The sequence below is a fragment of the Halalkalibacter sp. HAAS-P014 genome, from assembly GCF_056619965.1.
Map to the genome: position 1 here is coordinate 1 of NZ_JBWQTV010000022.1, position 24,615 is coordinate 24,615.

A 24,615-nucleotide genomic window follows, 5' to 3' on the forward strand; every position below is an offset into this window, starting at 1 on the left:
CGTTGTCACTTGAGGAATGTCTAACAGTTCAGCGACCCTAGGACCAACTTGCCCAGACCCTCCATCGACTGCAACGTTTCCTCCTAAGATCAAATCAACCTCTTGCTCTTTGAAATAAGTGGCAAGCATGGACGCTGTCGTAAATTGATCTAACTCATCCACCTCTTCACTATCAAGTAAGACTGCTTTGTCAGCGCCCATTGCTAATGCTGTACGTAATTCCTTTTCGGCTTCTTCTTCGCCAACGGTTACAACCGTTACTTCCCCACCATGTTCATCACGCAAGACAATCGCTTCTTCAATTGCATACTCATCATAAGGATTGATAATATAATTTGCTTCTTCTCCGTTTATCTTTCCGTTCTCAATAACAATCTTTTCCTCTGTATCAAAGGTACGTTTCATTATGACAAAAATATTCATATTCATCTCTCCAATTTACATTTTTTTGGATGATAGCTTATTAGTTTCTAAACTTTGGAGCCCTTTTTTCAATAAAAGCCGAGATACCTTCTTTTGCATCTTCAGAATGAAATACTTTCCCAAATAATTCAGCTTCACGGATAGATCCAGCCTCTTCTTGACTTGAACGACTAAATTGGAGTAATTCTAGTGACATTTTGACAGAAATTTGACTTTTAGCTACAATTTTCTTTGCTAATGTTAAGGCATCCTCTAAAAGCGTTTCCTCGGAATGAATGGAATTAACAAGCCCCCACTCTTTCGCTTCTTTACCTGTTAGTGGATCACTCGTAAGAAGCATTTCTGTAGCTTTTGCAGTTCCAACATAACGTGGCAAACGTTGACTGCCAGCAAACCCAGGGATTATTCCAAGCTGTAATTCCGGTAATCCTAGCTTTGCATTCTCGGTAGCTAGACGAATATGGCAAGCCATAGCAAGCTCCAATCCCCCTCCTAACGCAGCTCCATGAATCGCAGCGATTACAGGTTTCGAGAAGTTTTCGATACGAGCAAATAACTGTTGCACAACTCTAGAATGTTTCTTTTGCTCTGTTTCTGTTACATCTATAAACTCTTTAATATCTGCACCGGCAGCAAAGAATCGCCCCTCTCCGTGAATAAGAACAACATGAACATTTTGATTGTTCTCTAGATCAGACAATATTGGATTAAACTCTGCTAATAATGCCTTCGATAACGCATTAGCTGGTGGTCGCTGTAAGGTAATGGTTGCAACCTTTTCATGAATCGTTACTTTTAAATTCGTCACATTTACACCCTCCTTTATAAAGGATTATCCCGGAGTCCACTAAGTAACATATTGTGAATTGGTGAAGCTAACGCTACAAGGTCATATTTACAATCTTTCATAACCCAATTCGTTACAACTTCATCGATTGTTCCAAAAATCATTTGACGTGCCAAACGATTGTTTAAGTCAGGGCGAAAATATCTATTTTCTATCCCCTCACTTATTAATTCATCTAATAACATCAAATATCCTTTTAAAATTTCATTAATTTTCTGACGAATTTCTATATTTGATTGACGTAGTTCCAATTGCGTTACGATAGCAAGATGCTTATCTGCTTGTAACTGCTCTAGATGCATTTCGATAAGTAGTTTAAATTTATCACTAGTCGATAACTCTGGAGTAAGACGATCTCGAATAATTCCTACGAAAACTCCCATTTTTTCCTCAAATAAGGACGTCAAAATATCTTCTTTGTTTTCGAAATATAAATAAATGGTTCCATCGGCTACACCAGCCTCTTTAGCAATTTTTGATACTTGTGCTTGATGGTAACCATGATAAGCAATAACTTTTACTGCAGCGTCTATTATCTGGTTATACTTGGGTCCCTTTTTCTTTCCCACGGTTCTCTCCCCTTTCATTATGAATGGCGATTCATTCATAAACTCTATTCTCGTCTCTACTCAAAATAGTCTCTCTTTTCTATTGTAATGAATATATGTTCATTTATAAATGATTTTGTTGAATTATCCAAAATTTCGTAAAAATTGATTAGTTAGATATAAGGGGCTACGGAAGGTGATGGATCATCCTTTTTCCGTAGCCCCTATTCTAACTAATGATTACTAATCTTTTGATCTGCTTCTTGCTTTAGTTTTTCTTCTTCTACTAAAACTCGACGAAGGATTTTGCCAACGAGTGTTTTCGGTAATTCTTGTCGGAATTCATATAGCTTTGGAACTTTATAAGCTGCCAAATGCTTTCTGCAATAATCATCAAGTTCTTTTTCAGTTAAAGAACGTCCTTCTTTTAGAACAATAAATGCTTTAACGGTTTCCCCACGATATTCATCTGGTACACCAATCACAGTAGCTTCTAAAATGTCCTCATGTTCATAGAGGACCTCTTCAATATCACGCGGATAAATATTAAATCCACCTGCAATAATCATATCTTTTTTACGGTCTACAATATAAAAATAACCTTCCTCATCCATATAACCCATATCTCCAGTTAAAAACCACTCATCTTTAAACACTTTTGCAGTAGCTTCCGGCCGATTCCAATAACCCTTCATCACTTGAGGCCCACGTATAGCAATTTCTCCAACTTCATTAATTTCTGCTTTTTCTCCTGTTTCAGCAGAAACAACTGCTACTTCAGTGTCTGGCCATGGAATTCCGATACTACCAGATTTTCTTTTTCCCCATATAGGATTAGCAAGTGCAACCGGTGATGTTTCTGTTAAACCATAGCCTTCTACTAGTTTTCCATCTGTTAACGCTTCAAATTTCTGTTGGACTTCAAGTGGTAATGGAGCAGCCCCACTCAAGCAAGCTTTTATCGATGATAAATCATAATCTTTAATTGCAGGATCATTAATTAATGCAACATACATCGTTGGAGCACCTGGAAAGAGTGTAATCTTTTGTTTTTCTATTGTTTTAAGAACATCTTTCGGTTCAAATTTAGGTAATATTACGATTGTAGAGCCATTCATAATACTGAAGTTCATACTAACAGTCATTCCATACACATGAAAAAATGGGAGCACAGCTAAACTTTTTTCTTCTCCTGGTTTTATTTTATAAGTCCAGTGAATGCATTGTGTTGTATTTACAACAAGATTCTGGTGGGTAAGCATGACACCTTTAGCGGGACCTGTAGTTCCACCAGTATATTGTAAGAGGGCAAGATCTTTAGTCGGATCGATATCGACCGATACTTCGGATAAATCTCCTGCTTTTAGAAATGGTTTAAAATCAAGCGTATGTTGATCATAAACAACGTCAACTTTTATTCCTGTATTTTTCTTTTGAACAATTGGATAGAGTAAGTTTTTTGGGAATGGTAGATAGTCTTTTATGCTTGTGACAATAACGTATTCTAGGTTGGTTTTGGAACGGACTTTTTGGACGCGTGGAAATACTAGATCAAGACAAATGATTACTTTTGCACCTGAATCAACTAATTGATGTTCTAACTCTCTTTCGACATATAATGGATTGGTTTGAACAACAACAGCACCAATCATCAAGGCACCATAGTAGCTGATAACACCTTGGGGACAATTTGCAAGCATAATAGCTACGCGATCACCTTTTTTTACACCAAGCTTCTGTAATTGGTTCGCAAATTTCTTTGATTCTTCATACAGCTCCTTATAAGTCATTTCTTTTCCAAGAAAGTGGAGAGCTACTTGATGTGGATACTTTTTGGTGGATCGTATTAAAAATTCATGCAAACATTTTTCTTCATACTCTAGAGTGTCCGAAACTTCCTCTGGATAATTTTCTAACCAAATTTTTTCAACCTCTGTCATTACTATCTCCTCCTCACCAAAATGATCTTACTCCTTTCTCATAGATTATTCTCCTCCATTCTATTCTATTGTAACTGCTTACAATATTGAATCTTTTTTTTGATTTTTTAAAAAATTCATTTCACAACTCTGAATTAATTAAAAAAGGTTATCTCGAAAGTAGCTAGCCAATTCGAACATATCAAGAATCGATACTTCAAAGTTAGCTGTGCAGTTGAGATAACCTTATAATTGTCAATGGTTGTTTATGGGGCAAAGAAGAGCATAAATATAATTCCAGCTACGATAAACGCCCCACAACTGACATATAAAATTTTCATTAAAAGCTCCACATGCATGTCTCCTCCTGTGAACATCTATCTCGCAATAATACTAGCTCCTATAACATAGGACAATCCTATTGAAATAATCATCGCAATCAAACCAACAGCCCGGTTATCACGTTTAATTTCCTCATCAACTTTAAAGTTAGGTGTTAAAAATTCAAACATAAAATAACTAAATAGCAATAAAAGAAAACCTATAACTCCCCAACCAAGCATTGTTAGAAGTGAATCTGAATACTCAATTGAATGCCTAAATATATTGGCGACTCCAAAGATTTTCCCACCTGTTGCTAAAGCGACTGCTATATTTCCATTTTTTATTTCATCCCAATTTCGATAGCTTGTTACAGTCTCGAAAATTGATAAAAATAAAATTAGGCCTAGCAGAGAGACACTATAATACGCAGAGGTTCTTATCCACTCAATTTCAAATAACACTTCCATACATTTCGCCTTTCTTATTTCAATTCAACAACGGTGTTACCGAGACCACCCTCATTCATTCCACCATCTCGTTCTGCTTTAACATGAGGATGCTTTTTCAGTAATTGTTTAACCCCTTTACGAAGTGCTCCACTGCCCTTCCCGTGAATAATTGACACTTGATGATATCCTGCCAGTAACGCGTCATCTATATATTTTTCAACACGACGCATTGCCTCTTCATAACGTTCCCCACGAAGATCGAGTTCTGCTTTAACATGAGACTCACCACCTCTAATCATTGCGAGGGGTTTAGTTTTCACCGGCTTCGGTCGATCTAATAGTTGTAGGTCATCCTTCTTAACCTTCATTTTCATAATACCCATTTGAACTTGGAATTCATCGTCGTTTATTTTAGTAACAACAGTCCCCTTTTGTCCAAAACTCAGAACTTTCACTTCATCTCCAGCTTGTATATTTTGCTTAGCTTTTGCAGCCATTTTTTTAACTTTCTTTTGTTTTGATGTTAATTTAGGCGCTGCTTGCTCAAGGTGTTTCTTTGCATCTATAATTTGATGTTCTTTTACTGATAAGCCTTCTTTTTGCATCTCCCTTAGCTCACCGATAATCAGTTCAGCTTCTTCTTTTGCTTCCTTTACAGCTTTTTCTGCTTTTTCTTCTGCTTCTTTAAAGATGCGTTCTTTTTCGTCTTCTAATTTTTCTAATTGTCTAATAAGATCTTCACGTAAAGTCTCTGCTTCTAGACGAAGTGTCCGTGCTTCTTCTCGTTCAGATTCGGCTGATTTTTGACTTGTTTCTAAAGAAGAAATCATGTTTTCAATTTGATTCGTTTCGCTATCAATTTGTTCTTTTGCTTTTTCAATCACTCTTTCATCAAGACCTAGCCTTCTAGAGATGGCAAAGGCATTACTTCGTCCTGGTACTCCAATTAAGAGGCGATATGTGGGGCGCAAGGTTTCTACATTAAATTCCACACTAGCATTCATTGCTCCCTCACGGTTATACGCATATCCTTTTAATTCACTATAATGAGTTGTTGCGACAACACAAGCTCCCCGATTATAAACATCATCAAGGATCGAGATGGCAAGCGCTGCACCTTCTGTTGGATCTGTTCCCGCACCAAGTTCATCAAAAAGGACAAGACTTTGAAAATCAACCTTTCCTAATATGTCAACTATGTTTGTCATGTGAGAGGAGAATGTACTTAAGCTTTGTTCAATTGATTGTTCATCACCAATATCAGCAAATACTTGTTTAAAAACAGCCAACTCCGATTCCTCTTCAACAGGAACATGTAAACCTGATTGTGCCATTATTGTAAGCAAACCGACGGTCTTTAACGTGACAGTCTTCCCACCTGTGTTAGGACCTGTAATGATAAGAGAACGATATTCATCACCTAATTCCACATCGATTGGGACAACCTCATCTTCAGGCAATAGTGGATGACGAGCTCTTTTTAAATGCATATAACCATTTTCATTCAGTTTCGGCTCTGTTGCCTTGATTTGGCTTGCATAATGTGCCTTGGCAAAGATAAAGTCTAACACCGCTAAAACCTGTAGATTATAAATAAGTACATCGGCTACCTCTGCCACTTGACTAGATAACCTAGCTAAGATCCGTTCAATCTCTTGCTTTTCATTTGCCTTCGCTTCCCGTAATTGATTGTTCAATGTTACAATCGCTTGTGGTTCGATAAATAGAGTTGCCCCTGAACCTGATTGATCGTGAACAATTCCTCCAAAAGAACTACGATACTCTTGTTTAACTGGGATAACAAATCGATCGTTTCGAATGGTCACAATCGAATCTGATAACATCTTTTGTGTATTGGATGACCTCGTTATACTATCCAACTTCGATCGAACTGCCGATTCATAACTTCTAACTTGTTGACGAATTGTTCTTAACTCAGGGCTAGCTGAGTCAAGGACATGTCCATTATCATCAATGCATTGTTTTATATCTCGTTCTACATCTGTTAAAGATTCTATTTGCAATGCGTATTCATAGAGCAGTGGCAATTCAATTTCTTCTTCTTCAACCATGGTAGTAATAAACTTTTTTAAACGTCGTCCCCCATAGATCGTACTGGCAATGGCAATCAATTCATTGCTAGCGAGTGCGCCTCCAATTTTTGCCCGTTTTGCATGAGCTGCTACATCGGTAATTCCACCAAGGGGGGCTTGGCCTTTTAACCTGAGAACCTTTGCACCTTCTGCAGTTTCATGTTGCCATACACGAACTTCTTCAATAACAGTAGACGGTCTTAGAGCTTCAATTTTTTGTCTTCCTAATGAAGATGACACATGGTCGAGCAATTGTTTTTTCATTTTTTCATACTCTAGTACCCGTAACACTCGTTCCATAAACGTAACTCCTTCTATTTACTCGATAGATATAGCTTGTGACCAAGTAGAAACTTGCTCGCATAAGCACAAAAAGCACAAAGCTCCATTATTGATTTCTAATAATCAATTTTTTCGATTTAAAAATTGTATAAGCTTTTCTAGTCGCCATGTGTTAATAACAGATTCCGGCTTAAGCATTGCTTTTCTAGCCACTGCTGTACCGTAAGACATTAAATCCAGTGAATCTGTATTGTGTGCATCGGTGTTAATTGCCATAACCACTCCTGCTTCCTCTGCTTTTTTCAGCCAATGGGCCGATAAATCTAAGCGATGTGGGTTCGCATTAAGTTCAAGTGCAGTGTTTGTTTCTTTTGCTAAATCAATCAACATGTCCACATCAACATCATATCCATCTCGGCGTCCAAGCAACCTGCCTGTTGGGTGGGCAATTAAATCAACATGTTTGTTTTTAAGTGCGTTTTTTAATCGTTTCATAATTGTTTCTCGGTCTTGCTGAAACGAAGAATGAATCGCTGCAATAACAAAATCAACCTCTGCTAGAATGTCATCCCCATAATCCAAAGTTCCATCGGGTAAAATATCCATTTCAATCCCCGTTAAAATTGTAAAGTCATCATATTGTTCGTTTAAAGCCTTTATTTTTTCGTGTTGTTGTCTTAACCGTTCTTCAGACAATCCATTTGCCACTCGTAAGTATTTCGAATGATCAGTAATTGCAATATACTCATAGCCTCTAGCCTTTGCAGCTTCAACCATCTCTTCAATTGAATGAGCTCCATCACTCCACGTTGTATGCATGTGGAGATCACTTCTAATATGTGTATTAGTTAAATAAACTATTGGATCATTAGGTTCAACAGAACTTTCTACTTCACCTTGGTCTTCTCTAGCCTCAGGAGGAATGAACGCAAGCTGAAAGTGAGAAAAGAACTCTTCTTCCGACTGGAATGTTGTGATTTCACCTGTTTCGAGATTCTCAACACCGTATTCACTGATTCTTTCTCCGCGCTTTTTCGCAAGTTGACGCATCTTAACATTATGATTTTTTGATCCGGTAAAATGATGCAAAGTTGTTGCAAATTCCTCTGGACCTACAAGCCTAAAATCAACAGAGATCGGGAATTCTTGTGTAATTTCCACGGATACTTTTGTGTCTCCACTTGCAATAATATTGCTAATAGCCTCAAGTTCAAGCAGCTTCCCTTTGACCATTTCCGGCTCAACTGTAGCGATAATAAAATCTAAGTCCTTAACGGTTTCACTCATCCTACGCAGACTGCCTGCACGCGAAAAACGTAAAACACCATCCATTTTATCTAAAGCATATTCAATTCGTTCTGCCAGGGGTAAAACGATTGGAAGCGCCAAACGTTCCGGTCTCGTATTTGCTTCTTCAATCGCAAGTAAAATTTTTTCCTCCGTTTTCTTCCCAAATCCAGCTAATTGCTGGACCTTTTTCTCTTCACAGACCTGTTTGAGAGTATCAATACAAACGACATTTAATTCTTTATATAACTTTCCAATCTTCTTTCCTCCAAGCCCGGGAAGTTTAAGAAGTGGCAAGAGCCCAGACGGAACTTCCTTTTTTAGTTCCTCTAATAACGTAGATTTCCCTTCCGTCTTTAGTTCAAGTATTACATCTGCTGTTCCTTTACCGATGCCACTTAAAGAAGCAGGATTTTCTATTTCAGCTAATGTCCGCTCATCCGACTCGAGAGCAAGAGCTGCTTTTCTATATGCAGATATTTTAAAAGGATTATCTCCTTTAATTTCCAAGTAAGTAGCAATCGTCTCTAACTGACGAATGACATCTTTTTTATTCATCTTCACCGTTCCTTTCTATAAACCATCATACCGATAGTTAGTGGTTAAAATCAACGCATCTACATTAAAATAAGAGCCTGATCACTGACCAGACTCTACATTCAATTCCCGCACTATAATTGATTCATAATCCATAATTCTTTTAACCAATCCGATAGAAATGGAGTATGATTAAGCATGACTTGAACAACGATTGACCGTTGTATCATTTCTTGAACAAACTCGATAGGTAAGAGGGCTGCAACAAAGAGAACGATGAATAAAATTAAATACGTCTCTATAAAGCATAAGATCCCACCCAAGAGCCGATTGACAGACCGTAAAATTGGCAAATGCGCTAGGAAATCTAACATAGATCCTAGTATATGAAGGAGAATTTTCGTAGCAAAAAACAAGATTGCAAACGCAATACCTGAATAGTATACTCCTTCAGCATCAAACGAATTTATGATCATTCCAACTGCACTATCCGAGGAAATTTGGGGATACGGCACCCAAAGCCTAATATATACGGCTAATTCTCTAAAATAAGTATATGCGATAAAGATAGCTATAATAAAACTTAGCAAATGGATGATTTGAAGAATGAATCCTCTTCTTCTACCAATAAAGAAACTACAAAATAAGATAAATAGAATTAGAAAACTAAGCATGTTAATCTTCTCCTGTCGTTCTTTCTTCGTTGACGTTTTCTTTTAACATTTCATTTTCTTTTTTTAACTTCATATAATCATCAACAATATTAACAGCTGTTAAAACAGCCAAACGTGTTGTATCTAAATACGGATTTCTTTTTTTTATTTCCTTCATTTTCTGATCCACTATATGAGCCACTTCTTTTACATATGTCGGAGGCTCTTCACCGACGACTGTATACTGTTGACCATATATTGAAACAGTGATCCGTTGCTTTTCTTTTTGCTTTGCCACGGAAAAAGCCTCCTATCCTAAATCAAGATGCATGTTGAAATATGTCATAAAAATACCATCTTCTATCATAACATGAAGGTTCAGTTATGAAAACATAGTGTTTTAAAAATAGGACAAAACGAGGGTCTTACTACAATTGAGCAACCCTCGAAGGAATAAGTATTAGTGATTTCAAAAAAATATGCCATGTCGTATCTTGTCCACACAATATTTTTTATAAAATGAAAATAATTTTTAACATAAAAAAGGCTATTGAGCATATCAAAACAATGACTCAATAGCCTTTTTTTATAATATTATGCACGTAACGTTGCGTCAACATGCTCTTCTAACATTTTTAACACTTTAGTATGAGCTTTTGTCACCTCTTCATCGGTTAACGTTCCTTCAGGATCAAGGTATGTTAACGAGAATGCAAGTGATTTCTTTCCTTCTTCCATATGTTCACCTTCATATAAATCAAAGAGACGAACATCTTTTAACAGTTCTCCACCAGCCCAATGGATAACAGCTTCGACTTCTCCTGCTGTACGGTGTGTGTCGACAACAAGAGCAATATCACGAACAATTGCCGGATAACGAGGGAGCGTTTGATACGTCACTGGTTGAGACTTAAACGTTAACATTGACTCTAATTCTAGTTCAAACACATATGTCTCTTTTATCCCTAACTCTCTTTGCAAGGCTGGATGAACTTGTCCAATAAAACCGATTTCTTTCCCATCTAGTTTTACAAGTGCTGTTCTTCCCGGGTGCAGATCAGGCATTTTTGCTTGTTCAAACACAATTTGGTCGAGAACTCCTAATTGTTTAAATGTCCCTTCTAGAATCCCCTTTACAACAAAGAAATCTACAGCTTTTTTCTCACCTTGCCAGCTATGTTCATGCCATAGCCCTGTTAGTGCACCGGCAACCATCTCTCGTTCCGTTGGTTGTTTCGTTAATGTTTCTTCATCCGATAGAAAGATTGAACCCACTTCAAAAACATGTACATCTTGATTTTTACGATTAACGTTATAGCTCAACACATCAAATAAATGTGGAATTAGGCTTGTACGCATCGTACTTCGATCTTCACTCATTGGCATCGCTAAACGAACTGGTGATGTTTGATTTGTTTCAAATGCAAACCCTTTTGCTTTTTCAGGACTTGTTAACGAATAAGTGATGACTTGGGATAAACCAGAGCTTTCAAGAACGCGTCGAACATGGCGTCTCTTTTTCTGATAGTCTGTTAATGTACCTTGTGTGGTCGCACCTTGTGGAAGAGTTGTCGGAATGTGATCATAACCATATAATCTCGCTACTTCTTCCATTAAATCTTCTTCAATTTGGATATCGGAACGGCGTGATGGAATCGTTACGTTCAGAACAGTGCCATCTTGTTCATACGTAAACCCTAGACGCGACATGAATGATGCTGCTTCTTCAATCGTAACATTCATTCCTAGACGATTGTTTACCCGTTCAAGATCAAGGCGTACGGTTGCCATCTCATATGACAAAACATCTTTTTCTACTACACCAGAAACAATCGTTCCACCTGTTAACTCAGCAATCAGTGCAGCAGCTCGTCTTCCTGCTGCAAGTACACGGTCTTGATCGACTCCTTTTTCATACCTTGTACTTGCGTCACTTCTCAGTCCTAAATCACGTGATGCTTTACGAATAGTAGCTCCTTTAAAATAAGCTGCCTCTAATAGAACCGTTGTCGTTCCTTCATGAACTTCAGAAGTTGCTCCCCCCATAACACCAGCGATCGCTACTGGTTCCTGTCCATTTGTAATAACAAGATGATCCCCAGTAAGTGTACGCTCTTGATCATCTAATGTGATGATTTTCTCGCCATCATGAGCGCGACGTACCAAAACCTCTTTTGAACCGAAACGATCGTAATCAAACGCATGAAGTGGTTGACCGTATTCAAGCAATACATAGTTAGTAACATCCACCACATTGCTAATTGGTCGAATTCCAGCTGCCATAAGACGATTTTGTAACCAAAGTGGAGACGTACCAACTTTAACGTTTTTGATAATAATGGCTCCATAATACGGGTTGTCCTCTGTCGCTTCTACTTGAACATCGATATAATCAGATGCCTGTTCATCATTTGTCACTACATCAATTGAAGGGAGTGTTACTTCACGTTCATATAGAGCACCAACCTCATAAGCAACTCCTAACATATTTAGACAATCTGCACGGTTAGGAGTTAAATCTAACTCTAAAACTTCATCATCTAGGTTAAGAGCAGCTAGGGCGTCACTTCCTACTTCAACTGGATCGTTAAAAACATAGATTCCTTCAGAAAACTCCTTTTGTACAAGCTTGGTCTCGATTCCGAGTTCTTGCAAGGAGCAAATCATTCCTTGTGATACTTCGCCACGGAGTTTTGCTTTTTTTATTTTAAAGTTTCCAGGCAGAACAGCTCCTACCTTCGCAACAGCGACATGTTGTCCAGCAGCTACGTTCGGTGCCCCACAGATAATTTGTACAAGCTCTTCCTCGCCAATATCTACTTGACAAACATTTAACTTATCGGCATTCGGATGTCGCTCACATTCTTTCACATGACCAACAACTACGCCTGACACTCCTTGGTTTAATTGATGCACAAAATCAATCTCAATCCCACCACGAGTCATTTTTTCTGCGATGTCGCGTGCAGAAAGGTCTTTTACATCGATATAATCTTGTAACCACTTATAAGAGACTAACATTTATACTCCTCCTTACACCCGTTTGAACTGCGCTAGAAAACGCATATCATTTGTATAGAAATGACGAATATCATCAATGTCGTACTTTAACATCGCTAAGCGCTCTACACCCATTCCAAACGCAAAGCCACTATATTTTGTCGAATCAAACCCACTCATTTCCAAAACCCGTGGGTGAACCATTCCGGCACCTAATACCTCAATCCAACCAGACTGTTTACAAACACGGCAACCTTTGCCTAAGCACATCCCACAAGAAACATCGACTTCTACTGATGGTTCAGTAAACGGGAAGAAACTTGGACGCAAACGAATGTTACGATCTTCCCCAAAAAATGACTTCGCAAATTGTTCAAGCACTCCTTTTAAATCACTCATCCGTACATTCTCATCGACGAATAAGCCTTCAATTTGCATGAATTGGTGAGAATGCGTTGCATCATCATCATCACGGCGAAACACTTTCCCTGGACAGATAACTTTCACAGGACCTTGTCCTTTATGTATTTCCATCGTTCTTGCTTGCACAGGAGATGTATGAGTACGTAATAATAGTTCTTCTGTAAAGTAAAAGGAATCTTGCATATCTCGCGCCGGATGGTCTTTCGGTAGATTTAATGCTTCAAAATTGTAATAATCCACTTCGACTTCCGGTCCTTCAGCAACTGAGAATCCCAGTCCTAAAAATGCCTCTTCGACTTCTTCAACAACTTGTGTTAATGGATGAGTCGATCCTCCCTGAACAGGGCGTCCTGGCAATGTTACATCTATACTTTCACTAGCAAGTTGTTGTTCAATTGCTGCTCTTTCAAGTTCTTTTTCTTTTTGTTCGACTTGTTCTTTAATCACATCACGAACATCATTTGCCATTTGCCCAATGACTGGGCGCTCTTCTGGTGATAGTTTGCCCATGCCTCTTAATACTTCTGTAATCGGCCCCTTTTTACCTAAATAAGCAACCCTCACATCCTGCAATGCTTTTACATCTTCAGCAGCTGCAACCTTTGCAAGAGCTTCCTCCTGCAAAGCTTCTAATCGTTCACGCATTATTTTGCCTCCTTTAGATTGATAGTTCATTTCAAACGCTGACACGACTATCAGAGAAAAAATCTCAAAATAAAGAGCCTTCGCTCCCGCAAAAGGGACGAAGACTCGTGGTACCACCCTTATTAATGAGAGAAAGCTGTGTGTAGAGTGTCAATTCAAACTGCCAGACCTCATACAGCTATGCTCATTATCTTCATTGTGTTAACGGTTATAAACCGGGACACCTTCACAAAATATTTGTGGTCCAGTGCCTGCTCCAGAGTGAATTCAGTTTTCCCTTCCATAAAAATGCTTGCAGTCTAAGGCACTTTTTCCCTGAATGGTGGATAAAAACGTACTACTCTCTTTCTTTGCATTTAGAAATATTTTCTTGATTATTTATTATAGTGAATATATTCACGCGATGCAACTGACTTTTTCAATTATCCTTTTAAATGATAGAGCAAAATACCAGTTGCTACCGAAACATTTAATGATTCCGCTTGTCCATAGATTGGTATGTAGATATTCTGATCAGTCTGTTCGAGTAAGGAACTAGAAACTCCTTCCCCCTCATTCCCCATGATTAAAGCAAAATGATTTTGAGGTTCAATCGCAGTGTAAGAGCTTGCTTCTTTTAAAGCCGTTCCAAACACAGGTATTGATGAGTCCTGAAAAGTTGTAATCCAATTCTCTAGCTCTCCTCTCATAACAGGCAAATGAAAGATTGATCCTTGAGAAGCTCGTACGACCTTACTATTAAAAATGTCTACACTCCCTTCACCAAGAATCACCCCCGTCATTCCTGCTGCATCTGCTGTACGAATCATCGTACCTAGGTTCCCTGGGTCTTGAATTCGGTCTAATAGTAAATATTGTCCATCCAACTTTTCAACCTTTGGTGCAGTTGGGATCAAGCAAACAGCCGCAATTCCTTGTGGCGTCTTAGTCTCAGAAAGCTCTTTCATGACTTGTTCACTAATTAGAATCACGTCTTGATCCTGTATCTTCATAGTTTGTGGAGGATTGGCTCCTTCTGTCATTAAAATGTATTCAACGGCCATTTCGGCCTTTATTGCCTCTTCGACAAGGTGATATCCCTCGACAAGAAAACGTCCTAACGTCTCTCTTCCTTTTTTAGTATGTAGTTTCTTCCATCGTTTCACATGTTCATTTTTAATTGAATCAATTCGTTTCATGCTCTACTCCTTTAACAGCTTCTATCTTATTTCATCATTCTACCCATTTTTTTCGTTATAATCCAGTCAATGCTGATCCATACTATAAGTAGTTTCATTAAACTATAATAAGGGAGTGTTCCAAATGGGATTTAACTTACGTGGTGCGATCTTGTCAAATATTCAAGGAAATTCAGAACAAGAAGTTGAAGCGACTATTGTAGATGCTGTACAACGAGGCGAAGAGAAAATGCTGCCAGGCCTCGGCGTCATGTTTGAAGTATTTTGGAAAAACGCTAGTGAAGAGCAAAAAGATGCAGTTTGTCAACAAATTAGCCAAGGTCTCCAATAATAAGCTAAAAAGGTTATTTCAAGAGCAATAATAGGGGTGCTAAAGGTCAAGATCAGACCTTTGGCACCCCCCTTTCGTTAAAGCTTATTCAAATGTAATCTTATTAACGGTATCTCTGTCTAATTTCTTAATCACTTCTACGATTAACTTCACCGCATTTTCATAGTCATCTCGATGAAGCATTGCAGCATGAGTGTGAATGTAACGAGTTGCAACGGTAATTGATAATGCAGGTACACCGTTAGCAGTTAAGTGAATCGCACCTGAATCTGTACCGCCACCAGCCATTGAGTCAAATTGATAAGGGATGTTATGCTCATCAGCTGTATCTGTCACAAAGTCGCGTAAACCTTTATGTGAGATCATAGAAGCATCATATAAAACGATTTGTGGACCTTCTCCCATTTTCGCAAGCGCTTCTTTCTCAGTCACACCTGGTGTATCACCTGCAATTCCTACGTCAACGCCAAAACCGATATCCGGTTCAATTAAATGGGCAGACGTCCTAGCCCCACGTAGGCCTACTTCTTCTTGAACAGTCCCCACTCCATAAACGACATTTGGATGGTCTTGACCTTGTAGCCCTCTCAAAACATCAATTGCTATAGCACAACCAATTCGATTATCCCAAGCCTTCGCCATTAGTAATTTCTCATTTTTCATAACGGTAAACTCACAAACAGGAACGACAGAATCACCAGGACGGACGCCAAACTCTATCGCTTCTTCTTTACTCGTTGCACCAATGTCAATAAACATGTCTTTTTTATCGACTGGCTTTTTACGCGCTTCAGGTGCAAGAATATGTGGGGGCTTTGACCCAATAACTCCAGGGATATTGCCATTTTTCGTCATGACTGTTACACGCTGAGCTAACATGACCTGCTCCCACCATCCACCGACCGTTTGAAAGCGTAGAAAACCTTTATCATCAATACTTGTAACCATAAACCCAACTTCATCCAAGTGGCCAGCAACCATAATTTTCGGTCCATCAGCAAGGCCCGTTTTCTTAGCAATAAGGCTACCTAGTTTATCCGTTGTAACTTCATCTGCAAAAGGGGTTATGTATTTCGTCATTACTTCACGAGCTTCTTTCTCATTACCTGGCACACCATTGGCATCTGTTAAATCTTTTAACATTTGTAATCGCTCATCTAGATTCGTCATTACGCGTTACAGCCTCCTAACTTCATTTTCATGTTTAGTATACAGAAAGTTATTTCGTTACTCAAATAAATTGGATAAGTAATGAAATTAGTATCCTCTATCTTGTCGCTCGTGGTTCACTTTATTCTTCTCTAAATATGATTGTTCAATCTCAATTCGAGTAAACCCTAATTGTTGCCCTAATGTTAAAAATGAGGCAACCAACAGTTGATATGATTCTTTTGATTGGATTTCCCCTAACTGATAACCTCGTTTTATAATAAGTAGAAATTGTTCTGTTAGACTTAGTTCTTCTCTATACTCATCTTTGATTTCAACATCAGTATAGTCGAGTGCTAAACCAAGTGTTAACACGAAATGCAAACCATCTACATACTCCTCTAAAACAACACTTCGCTCTGATGATGGTTTTTTGCTCCAATATTTAAAGCATCGTGTTTCATTCGCTAATTCGCTTACTTCTACAATAAAGGCAAGCAGTTTTTCATTAAATAAGTCAACATTTTGCAAGTTGTGTTCTTCGACAATTCGGTCATTTAGTTGTTTTTGTATCGCGAATAATTTTATAATATCCATCATTTTTCTCCTTTTTCTATAGTATAACAATTGTTATTAAAAAAGACGTAACCAAATGTAAAGTCGTTCGTATATAAAGTAGAGGTCTTTACTTATATTAGTAAAATGTGTCAAAATCAAAATACATGCATTGGTACCTCATAAGGAGGAAATTGATTATGGTTATTTTATTTCGCTTATTGTTATTAATTGCGTTAATCGTCCTTGCATACAGCGCCTTTAAGTATTTGTTTCATCCACGACGTAAACTAGAACATGCACACGAACGTAAGCACTATTTCTTCTTTGATGACCACAAAGATGTACGAAAAAATTTCCTCATTACGTACAAAGGTGTCATGTTTGAAGGGGAAAAGTACTTAGGGACAACCGATCAAGCTTTTGAAATTGTCTCGATTTATGTATGGGCAAAGCGCACTGATCAGTTAACTGGCTTATCGAAAGAGGACTTTCAATTTATTGAAGATGATATTCACTTGCGTTATCCAAATGCAAAAGTGGAATGGAAAAGTCCTATAAAAGAGTTACTGCGTAAATAAATCCACCTAAAAGTAAAGGTGATGAACATTTTTAAAATGCTCATCACCTTTTTAGTAGCTTAAAGATAGTAAACTACTAAAATGAAGCTATTATGAATTTTTAGGAGAAAAGAAATCGTCCCACTTAATATTTGTTCGCTTTTTTCGAAAAAACAAAAACAAAATCATTAAAAATAAGGCAAATATCCCCGTACCAGCTAGTGGTAATTCATGAATCATATCCCCAAAAGCCGTATAAACAACTGCAGGAGGTATGCTTACTAAGAACGAATACTTTGTATATTCTTTTAAGTTCTTCGATGTTTCAATTAAATACAAAGACACTAAATGAAAATGAATAAAGGGCATGATTCTCATCACCATCATCTGAGCTACTGTAAGTTGATGCTTATCTTTTAAAAACCGTTTTTTCAACCTCGACAGTTTGTCTCGCAGGCTTGGTAAAATGTGGATAAGACCATAAAATACAACACTTACGGCTGTTAATCCAATGATTGAATAAATAGAACCATATAAAGTTCCGAACAAATAACCACCAATTAGGCAAATAAGTATGACTGGAATGAATAAGACCTGCCTAAAAACATGGAGCAAGACAAAGAACATTGGAGCCAACCAACCACTTTTTTCGATAAATTGTAATGAACTATCTAAAAACTCCTCCATTTTCAGTCCTCCTCTCTCTAGTCTATGCTGAGACGTATGGTAAGATGAAGACAAGTAATCCCAATTGAACAAAAATAATAACGGGAATTCCGATGGAGAAATTTTTATGTTTTGTTTTATGTCGAAACTTTCTCATCCCAACATAAATCCCCACACTTCCACCGATAAGTGATAATTGAAACAAAGTACGTTCAGGTACTCTTCTCTCGTGTCGCTTTGCTCGTGCTTTATCCATTCCCATTACAATAAAAGCAATGACGTTAGCGATCAATAAATAGCTAAATATAATCATCATTACACCCTTTTCAACAAATAAAAAAACGCGACCAAAGCCGCGTTTTTTTATTTTTATGCATTAAGGCTTGCTTTTGCTTTTTCAGCAAGTTGTGCAAATGACTTTTCGTCAGTAACAGCAAGTTCAGCAAGCATTTTACGGTTAACATTGATATCAGCTAACTTTAAACCGTGCATGAAACGGCTGTAAGAAAGACCATTCATACGCGCAGCTGCATTGATACGTGTAATCCATAGCTTACGGAAGTCGCGTTTCTTGTTGCGACGATCGCGATAAGCGTATAGTAAAGACTTCATTACCTGTCCTTGCGCTGATTTAAATAATGTATGTTTAGAACCGTAATATCCTTTAGCTAACTTTAATACCTTCTTACGACGACGACGAGCGACATAACCGCCTTTTACTCTTGGCATCGAAGTTCCCTCCTTCTTCTATCAAACCGATCAATTATTTTTTGTACGTTAACATTTGACGAATACGTTTAAAGTCACCAGAATGAACCATTCCAGCTTTGCGTAGTTTACGCTTTTGCTTTTGTGACTTGTTACCGAATAAGTGACTAGTGAATGCGTGTGAACGCTTCAGCTTTCCAGATCCTGTTTTCTTGAAACGCTTAGCTGCTCCACGGTGAGTTTTCATTTTTGGCATAACTCAGGTCCTCCCTTTTATCTTGTTCAAACTAAAGATATTACTTCTCCGTTTTAGGAGCTAAGATAAGGAACATGCTACGTCCTTCCATCTTAGGCATCGCTTCAACCGTTGCAATATCTTCACATTCTTTTGCAAGACGCTCTAATACTTTCCGTCCAATTTGAGAATGAGTAATGGCACGTCCACGGAAGCGGATCGCTGCTTTTACCTTGTCTCCCTTTTCTAGGAATTTTCGAGCATTACGAAGCTTCGTATTAAAGTCATTGTCTTCAATTGTTGGGCTCAAGCGAACCTCTTTCACATTGATAACCTTTTGCTTTTTACGTGCTTCTTTGTCTTTCTTTTGTTGCTCATAACGGAATTTTCCGTAGTCCATGATGCGACATACAGGTGGTTTCGCAGTTGGAGCTACACAAACTAAATCAAGATTGACATTTTGTGCCATTTGAAGTGCTTCTTGTTTGGATTTCACACCAACTTGATCACCGTTTGCTCCAATAAGACGTACTTCACGTGCACGAATCCCTTCATTGACCAACATGTCTTTACTAATAATGAGCCACCTCCAAAGGATTTTAACGAATCAAAGCAAGGTATCGCATAGCCTTTCAATTGGCTATACACCTTCATTCAACTGCAAAAAAAGTGTGGGCATACTACGCCCACACTTTGTCCATTCGTTCAAATGAAACTGATTATACCTGCCAACTGCATATGCGTCAATCAGGTGAGAAGCGGGCGCTTCTGCTTGCTTTGTTTCTCATGTTAAATTGTTTACTAAATGACTATATCACATATCATTTACCGGAGTCAACTCTTTAGTGTCCGACTTTATTATTCTAACTCGTAAATAAAAAGAAAGCAAGAGTTAGTTCCCAAAGGGTGATTTTCCCTTTGGGAACTTACTCGATACGGTGTGCGAAGCCGTTGCCTGTCCTTTAGCCCATTATGAGTGGGGTTCTCGTAATGGGCGTGCAACGCGCGCAGCCACCATTCTTCCCAAAGGGTGCTTTTTCCCTTTGGGAACTTACTCGATACGGTGTGCGTAGCCGTTGCCTGTCCTTTAGCACTATATGAGTGGGGTTCTCATATAGGGCGTGCAACGTGCGCTGCCACCGTACTTCCCTGTTTCACTTCTCGCTTCCCCAAAGGGTGATTTTCCCTTTGGGAACTTACTCTACTTCCTAGCTTCTGCTTTCATCTGCTCGACAAACTGACTTAAAGACACGGATTCAGAATCTTGCTCACCGTACTTTCTAATATTAACAGCCATTGCTTCCTTCTCCTTATCACCTAAAACGAGCATATAAGGAATCTTTTGCATTTGAGCTTCACGGATCTTGTAGCCGAGTTTCTCGTCCCGTTCATCAATTTCTACTCTTACTCCAACTGCTTGAAGATCTTCTTGAACTTTTTTGGCATATTCAAGGTGAACATCATTTGAAACAGGAATAATTTGAGTCTGTACAGGAGCTAACCACGTCGGAAATGCCCCTTTGTACTCTTCAAGTAAAAATGCAACAAATCGTTCCATCGTAGAAACAACACCACGGTGAACAACGACTGGACGATGCTGCTGACCATCTTCCCCTACATAAGTTAGGTCAAAACGCTCAGGTAATAAGAAGTCCAACTGTACTGTTGATAACGTCTCTTCTTTGCCAAGCGCCGTTTTTACTTGAACATCAAGTTTAGGACCATAAAAAGCAGCTTCGCCTTCTGCTTCATAATAATCGATACCTTCAAGCTCATTCATTGCATCTTTTAACATACCTTGTGCTTTATTCCACATTTCATCGTCATCGAAATACTTTTCTGTATCTTCTGGATCACGGTACGAAAGACGGAATTTATAGTCCTCGATCCCAAAATCATTGTACACTTCTTGGATAAGACGTACTACGCGTAAAAATTCATCTTTAATTTGGTCAGGACGACAGAAAATGTGTGCATCATTTAGTGTCATTCCTCTAACACGCTGAAGTCCAGAAACTGCACCAGACATTTCATAACGATGCATCATTCCGAGTTCAGCAATACGTAATGGAAGTTGACGGTAGCTTCTCATTTCTTGTTTGTACACCATCATATGGTGAGGACAGTTCATCGGGCGTAATACAAATTCTTCATTATCACGCTCCATAACAGGGAACATATCGTCTTTATAATGATCCCAGTGACCAGAAGTTTTATACAATTCAGAACTTCCAAGAATCGGTGTATATACATGCTGATAACCAAGACGTTCCTCTTTATCAACAATGTAACGCTCAATAATACGGCGAACAGTAGCTCCCTTTGGAAGCCATAACGGCAATCCTTGGCCTACTTTTTGCGATAGCGCAAAAATGCCGAGCTCTTTTCCTAGTTTACGGTGGTCTCGTTCTTTCGCCTCTTCTAGTAGTCGAAGATGCTCCTTCAATTCTTCCTTTTTAAAGAACGCTGTCCCGTAAATACGTTGTAGCATCTTGTTTTTACTATCTCCACGCCAGTAAGCACCAGCTAAGCTTAGTAGTTTAAATTCTTTAATTTTATTCGTTGATGGAATATGAACGCCACGACAAAGATCAAAAAATTCTCCCTGTTCATAAATCGTTAGCATTTCTCCTTCTGGAATCGCCTCAATTAATTCGAGCTTGTACTCATCACCAATTTCTTTATACTTTTGAACCGCTTCCTCACGAGATACTTCAATGCGGTTAACTTCAAGATTTTCAGAAATAATACGTTTCATTTCTTTTTCAATCTTTGGTAAATCTTCTGGTGTAAGCGACTCCTCAGAGTCAATATCATAATAGAACCCACCTTCAATAACAGGCCCTACTCCTAATTTCACATTTTTATAAAGACGTTTAATTGCTTGAGCCATCACATGTGCCGTACTATGACGCATAATTTCCAAAGCCTCTTCTGAATCTGGTGTTACGATTGCAATTTCTCCATCTTCTGTAATCGGTGTACGCAGATCAAGTAATGTATCATTTAACTTACCGGCAAGCGCCTTTTTCTTTAAGCCAGGACTAATTGATGCAGCGATATCTTCTGTTGTCGTTCCACTCGGAAACTCCTTTACAGCACCATCTGGAAACGTAATTTTCACATCATCCATGCTTGTCCACTCCTTCTCTTTTTTTACTAAAATAAAAAACACCCATCCCTCCATATAGAAGGGACGAGTGTAGTTCGTGGTTCCACCCTTGTTCAAGAATTACGTATGATCAAAAACTCATAGCAATTCTCCTCAAGATACATCATAACGGTTGTATACCGGCGCCAGATAATCCACAACGTGTTTCCCTGTCGCAGTTCAGAGGTGGTAAGAACGTCATTCAAGCTAGGAAGCTTGCAGCAAATGCCTCCCTCTCTGATAACTGAATAAAACGCCTCATGTCCTCATCAAGACTCTTAGTTGATTTGACTGTGATATGTAGTATTATAGGGAGCCTTGTTTAGAAAATCAAGAGGAAACCAAAAAAATGGCTGAAGTCGTCCTTTTCATCTTGATTCAAAAACTCAATTCCATTCTTGTTCATACGCCTTTAGCGGGTACAACTTCATTCGCTCTTGAAAGATCGCTTGAATCGATAGAATGACACCGTGATCTGGATCATCTGAAAAAACATGAACAAGCCTTGGCACCATACTAACCAATGGACTTATGACCATTTCTTCAATATCGACTCCTTGTTCAAATACGAGGTCTTCCTGCAAATGAAACAACAATTCCTCTTTCGTCATTCTCCTGAAATGTTCATCATAAAACGTAAACGTTCCATCATGAACGACGTACACCAAGTCAAGTTTTGGACGCTTAAATTGCACAAACTGACGAAAATCTTCAATCATGTTTTGATATTCTTGTTCTAACATATACTCATCGATCGCCATTTCCACACAATCAATAAGGATCTCTCCATAATCACGTAACCGAAACGTTAGAAACGGTTCGTAGTAAAAGGTCGTATTTTCTTCAAGGTGATTAGAGAACGCCTTATAAATAAATTCTCTGCGATTAAAGAATGGTTTCATTTGTGGCAAATCATTACGATCACCTTCTAATATTGAGCGTGCAATCGTCAATATTTGCTCCTGTTCTTCTTCATCATAAAAGTAAAACATCGTTTCAATAATATCTAACAGCCACTCATCTTCTTTCGTATTAATAACGTAATCGGTTAGGATAGAAGCTAGCAAAGGATGGAATGAATCATAAAAGTTAATATGCTTGTGTGCATAGTTTAGAATAATTGTATCATCGCCTTCTGCTCTAATGGCTCCTCCTAAACCGTACGCAGCGTACTTTTGGATATACGCTGTCAGTTGACTTAACAACTGTTTGCAATCTTGTTCTTTTTCAAAATGGATTGCTATCAACGCCTACTCCCCCTTACATATAACGAACACCTCTATGTGAACATCATTTTCTCGTCATTTCAGACAGGCTCTACTTTCATCCTATGTCTGGAATAGAAAAAAATGAGTAGAAAATAATTTCAGTGACTAATAAGGCGATTATTTCTTGATGTTACATGTAGTAAAAACTAGCGTTTGATCCACATAAAAAGAGACCTAGCATATTCGCGCCAAGTCTCAATATTCAAGGTATTAATTTTGCATAACAAAGTCTTTCGCCGCTGATTCCTTATCATCAAAAACTCGTAAAATGCTATATTTAGTATCACGTTGCGCTGGAATTTTCCCGGCTTCACGGATCAAGCGAAGAATCTCATTTGTGTTTACTTTATGTGTTGTACCAGCAGCTGATACGACATTCTCCTCCATCATCGTACTGCCGAAATCGTTACAACCATATTGAAGTGATAGCTTTCCTACTTCAGGACCCATCGTAACCCAAGAAGATTGGAAATTGGGTATATTATCAAGGAACAACCTTGAAATCGCAACATTTTTCAAGTAATCACGGGACGTAAGCTTCTTCGTTTTGTACATCCCTGTATTTTCAGGCTGAAATAACCACGATATAAAAGCAGTAAAGCATTCAGTTTCATCTTGCGCATCGCGAATACGTTGAAGATGCAGGGCACGTTCTTCGTACGATTCACCAAAGCCAATAACCATCGTTGCCGAACCGTGCATACCAACACGTTTTGAAGCTTTCATTGCCTCAATCCATTGCTCCCAAGTAATCTTTAAACGACTGACACGTAGACGAGTTTCCTCTGTTAAAATTTCTGCACCACCACCAGGCATGCTGTCAAGTCCAGCTTCGTGTAATTCACGAAGAACCTCCTCCACTGAAAGGCCTGATACTTCAGCAATTTTCCAAATCTCTGCTGGAGAGAAGGAATGCATCCAAATCGTCGGATAACGCCGCTTAATCTCACGAAGAAGATCTGTATAATAGCTTAGAGGCAAGTTTGGGTTCGTTCCACCTTGCATTAATATTTCTGTACCATCGACATCAAGAGTTTCTTGTATCTTCTTAAAAATTTCTTCATCTTCAAGTACATACCCTTCTTTATGTCCTGGGGCACGATAAAATGCACAGAAGCGGCAGTACGTATCGCAAAAATTCGTATAGTTAACATTACGGCCGATAACAAACGTAGTAATTGGATCTGGATGCCACTTTAACATAATCTTATTGGCGGCTTCCCCCATTTTTTCAACTTCATCGCTATCGTATAAGGCAACGACATCATCCATCGTTAATCGTTCACCCTTGATAGCACGGTCTAATATTGTATCAATGCTCATGTTGTACCTCCGAATCTCTCAATATAGGATACTGTTATCCTACCATAGTTATCATTTTGCG

General features: G+C 38.5%; 24 protein-coding genes and 2 other annotated features. Of the genes, 2 read left to right on the forward strand and 22 right to left on the reverse strand.

The genetic code is table 11. The features are described from left to right. From AC1FXZ_RS17685 to AC1FXZ_RS17740, 12 genes are all read right to left on the reverse strand, one after another. A partial coding sequence (locus tag AC1FXZ_RS17685) for an electron transfer flavoprotein subunit beta/FixA family protein (RefSeq protein ID WP_480056090.1) occupies nt 1–423 on the reverse strand: 423 nt, incomplete at its 3' end. Between the two features lie 40 nt (nt 424–463). Beyond that, nucleotides 464–1,231, reverse strand: coding sequence for an enoyl-CoA hydratase (locus tag AC1FXZ_RS17690; protein ID WP_480056092.1), 768 nt, complete (start codon nt 1,229–1,231; stop codon nt 464–466). A 14-nt stretch (nt 1,232–1,245) separates the two neighbouring features. Further along, on the reverse strand, nt 1,246–1,839 hold the full coding sequence (locus AC1FXZ_RS17695; RefSeq protein WP_480056094.1) for a TetR/AcrR family transcriptional regulator: 594 nt from the start codon (nt 1,837–1,839) through the stop codon (nt 1,246–1,248). Nucleotides 1,840–2,051: 212 nt separating this feature from the next. Continuing rightward, nucleotides 2,052–3,758: a long-chain-fatty-acid--CoA ligase gene (locus AC1FXZ_RS17700; protein WP_480056096.1), complete on the reverse strand. Its 1,707-nt coding sequence runs from the start codon at nt 3,756–3,758 to the stop codon at nt 2,052–2,054. Between the two features lie 356 nt (nt 3,759–4,114). After that, nucleotides 4,115–4,528: a DUF350 domain-containing protein gene (locus AC1FXZ_RS17705; protein WP_480056098.1), complete on the reverse strand. Its 414-nt coding sequence runs from the start codon at nt 4,526–4,528 to the stop codon at nt 4,115–4,117. Between the two features lie 14 nt (nt 4,529–4,542). Then, nucleotides 4,543–6,903 carry an endonuclease MutS2 gene (locus AC1FXZ_RS17710; RefSeq protein WP_480056100.1) on the reverse strand — a complete coding sequence of 787 codons (2,361 nt, stop codon included), beginning with the start codon at nt 6,901–6,903 and terminating at the stop codon, nt 4,543–4,545. Between the two features lie 105 nt (nt 6,904–7,008). Further along, nucleotides 7,009–8,736, reverse strand: coding sequence for a DNA polymerase/3'-5' exonuclease PolX (gene polX, locus AC1FXZ_RS17715; protein WP_480056102.1), 1,728 nt, complete (start codon nt 8,734–8,736; stop codon nt 7,009–7,011). Nucleotides 8,737–8,843: 107 nt separating this feature from the next. Next, nucleotides 8,844–9,383 (reverse strand): CvpA family protein, encoded by a 540-nt coding sequence (locus AC1FXZ_RS17720; protein ID WP_480056104.1) that lies wholly within the window; start codon nt 9,381–9,383, stop codon nt 8,844–8,846. Nucleotide 9,384: 1 nt separating this feature from the next. Continuing rightward, nucleotides 9,385–9,660 carry a cell division protein ZapA gene (zapA, locus tag AC1FXZ_RS17725; protein ID WP_480056106.1) on the reverse strand — a complete coding sequence of 92 codons (276 nt, stop codon included), beginning with the start codon at nt 9,658–9,660 and terminating at the stop codon, nt 9,385–9,387. Nucleotides 9,661–9,956: 296 nt separating this feature from the next. Beyond that, nucleotides 9,957–12,383 (reverse strand): phenylalanine--tRNA ligase subunit beta, encoded by a 2,427-nt coding sequence (gene pheT / locus AC1FXZ_RS17730; RefSeq protein WP_480056108.1) that lies wholly within the window; start codon nt 12,381–12,383, stop codon nt 9,957–9,959. A 12-nt stretch (nt 12,384–12,395) separates the two neighbouring features. Next, the gene (gene pheS, locus AC1FXZ_RS17735; protein ID WP_480056110.1) at nt 12,396–13,430 is read right to left on the reverse strand and encodes a phenylalanine--tRNA ligase subunit alpha; all 1,035 of its coding nucleotides are present in this window, start codon (nt 13,428–13,430) and stop codon (nt 12,396–12,398) included. A 90-nt stretch (nt 13,431–13,520) separates the two neighbouring features. Beyond that, nucleotides 13,521–13,790, reverse strand: a binding site (T-box leader). Between the two features lie 62 nt (nt 13,791–13,852). Continuing rightward, nucleotides 13,853–14,608: a TrmH family RNA methyltransferase gene (locus AC1FXZ_RS17740; protein WP_480056112.1), complete on the reverse strand. Its 756-nt coding sequence runs from the start codon at nt 14,606–14,608 to the stop codon at nt 13,853–13,855. 124 nt (nt 14,609–14,732) lie between these two features. On the opposite strand from AC1FXZ_RS17740, the gene sspI reads away from it, so the two are divergent. Continuing rightward, on the forward strand, nt 14,733–14,939 hold the full coding sequence (gene sspI / locus AC1FXZ_RS17745) for a small acid-soluble spore protein SspI (RefSeq protein WP_480056114.1): 207 nt from the start codon (nt 14,733–14,735) through the stop codon (nt 14,937–14,939). Nucleotides 14,940–15,023: 84 nt separating this feature from the next. Here the strand turns inward: sspI and AC1FXZ_RS17750 are convergent, their stop codons facing one another. Next, entirely contained in the window at nt 15,024–16,109 is a 1,086-nt protein-coding gene (locus AC1FXZ_RS17750) for a M42 family metallopeptidase (protein ID WP_480056116.1), read from the reverse strand. 87 nt (nt 16,110–16,196) lie between these two features. Continuing rightward, nucleotides 16,197–16,685, reverse strand: a complete 489-nt coding sequence (locus tag AC1FXZ_RS17755) for a dUTP diphosphatase (protein ID WP_480056118.1) — start codon at nt 16,683–16,685, stop codon at nt 16,197–16,199. A gap of 158 nt (nt 16,686–16,843) precedes the next feature. Here AC1FXZ_RS17755 and AC1FXZ_RS17760 point away from each other — a divergent pair, with 158 nt between their 5' ends. Beyond that, nucleotides 16,844–17,224: a sigma-w pathway protein ysdB gene (locus AC1FXZ_RS17760; protein WP_480056120.1), complete on the forward strand. Its 381-nt coding sequence runs from the start codon at nt 16,844–16,846 to the stop codon at nt 17,222–17,224. A gap of 90 nt (nt 17,225–17,314) precedes the next feature. Here AC1FXZ_RS17760 and AC1FXZ_RS17765 read toward each other — a convergent pair whose 3' ends face one another. From AC1FXZ_RS17765 to mqnC, 8 genes are all read right to left on the reverse strand, one after another. Then, complete coding sequence (locus AC1FXZ_RS17765; RefSeq protein ID WP_480056122.1) at nt 17,315–17,890, reverse strand: TVP38/TMEM64 family protein; 576 nt, start codon at nt 17,888–17,890, stop codon at nt 17,315–17,317. 22 nt (nt 17,891–17,912) lie between these two features. Further along, the gene (locus AC1FXZ_RS17770) at nt 17,913–18,182 is read right to left on the reverse strand and encodes a DUF1294 domain-containing protein (protein ID WP_480056124.1); all 270 of its coding nucleotides are present in this window, start codon (nt 18,180–18,182) and stop codon (nt 17,913–17,915) included. 56 nt (nt 18,183–18,238) lie between these two features. Then, nucleotides 18,239–18,598 carry a 50S ribosomal protein L20 gene (gene rplT, locus AC1FXZ_RS17775; protein ID WP_034627110.1) on the reverse strand — a complete coding sequence of 120 codons (360 nt, stop codon included), beginning with the start codon at nt 18,596–18,598 and terminating at the stop codon, nt 18,239–18,241. Nucleotides 18,599–18,632: 34 nt separating this feature from the next. Beyond that, nucleotides 18,633–18,833, reverse strand: a complete 201-nt coding sequence (gene rpmI / locus AC1FXZ_RS17780) for a 50S ribosomal protein L35 (RefSeq protein WP_034750876.1) — start codon at nt 18,831–18,833, stop codon at nt 18,633–18,635. Between the two features lie 40 nt (nt 18,834–18,873). Further along, nucleotides 18,874–19,377 carry a translation initiation factor IF-3 gene (gene infC, locus AC1FXZ_RS17785; protein WP_480056127.1) on the reverse strand — a complete coding sequence of 168 codons (504 nt, stop codon included), beginning with the start codon at nt 19,375–19,377 and terminating at the stop codon, nt 18,874–18,876. A gap of 92 nt (nt 19,378–19,469) precedes the next feature. Next, nucleotides 19,470–19,592 (reverse strand) — a sequence feature (ribosomal protein L20 leader region). Between the two features lie 421 nt (nt 19,593–20,013). Next, nucleotides 20,014–21,945 carry a threonine--tRNA ligase gene (gene thrS, locus AC1FXZ_RS17790; RefSeq protein ID WP_480056129.1) on the reverse strand — a complete coding sequence of 644 codons (1,932 nt, stop codon included), beginning with the start codon at nt 21,943–21,945 and terminating at the stop codon, nt 20,014–20,016. A gap of 404 nt (nt 21,946–22,349) precedes the next feature. Beyond that, nucleotides 22,350–23,210: a putative sporulation protein YtxC gene (gene ytxC / locus AC1FXZ_RS17795; protein ID WP_480056131.1), complete on the reverse strand. Its 861-nt coding sequence runs from the start codon at nt 23,208–23,210 to the stop codon at nt 22,350–22,352. Nucleotides 23,211–23,441: 231 nt separating this feature from the next. Then, nucleotides 23,442–24,554: a cyclic dehypoxanthinyl futalosine synthase gene (gene mqnC, locus AC1FXZ_RS17800; protein WP_480056133.1), complete on the reverse strand. Its 1,113-nt coding sequence runs from the start codon at nt 24,552–24,554 to the stop codon at nt 23,442–23,444. Between the last annotated feature and the right edge of the window lie 61 nt (nt 24,555–24,615).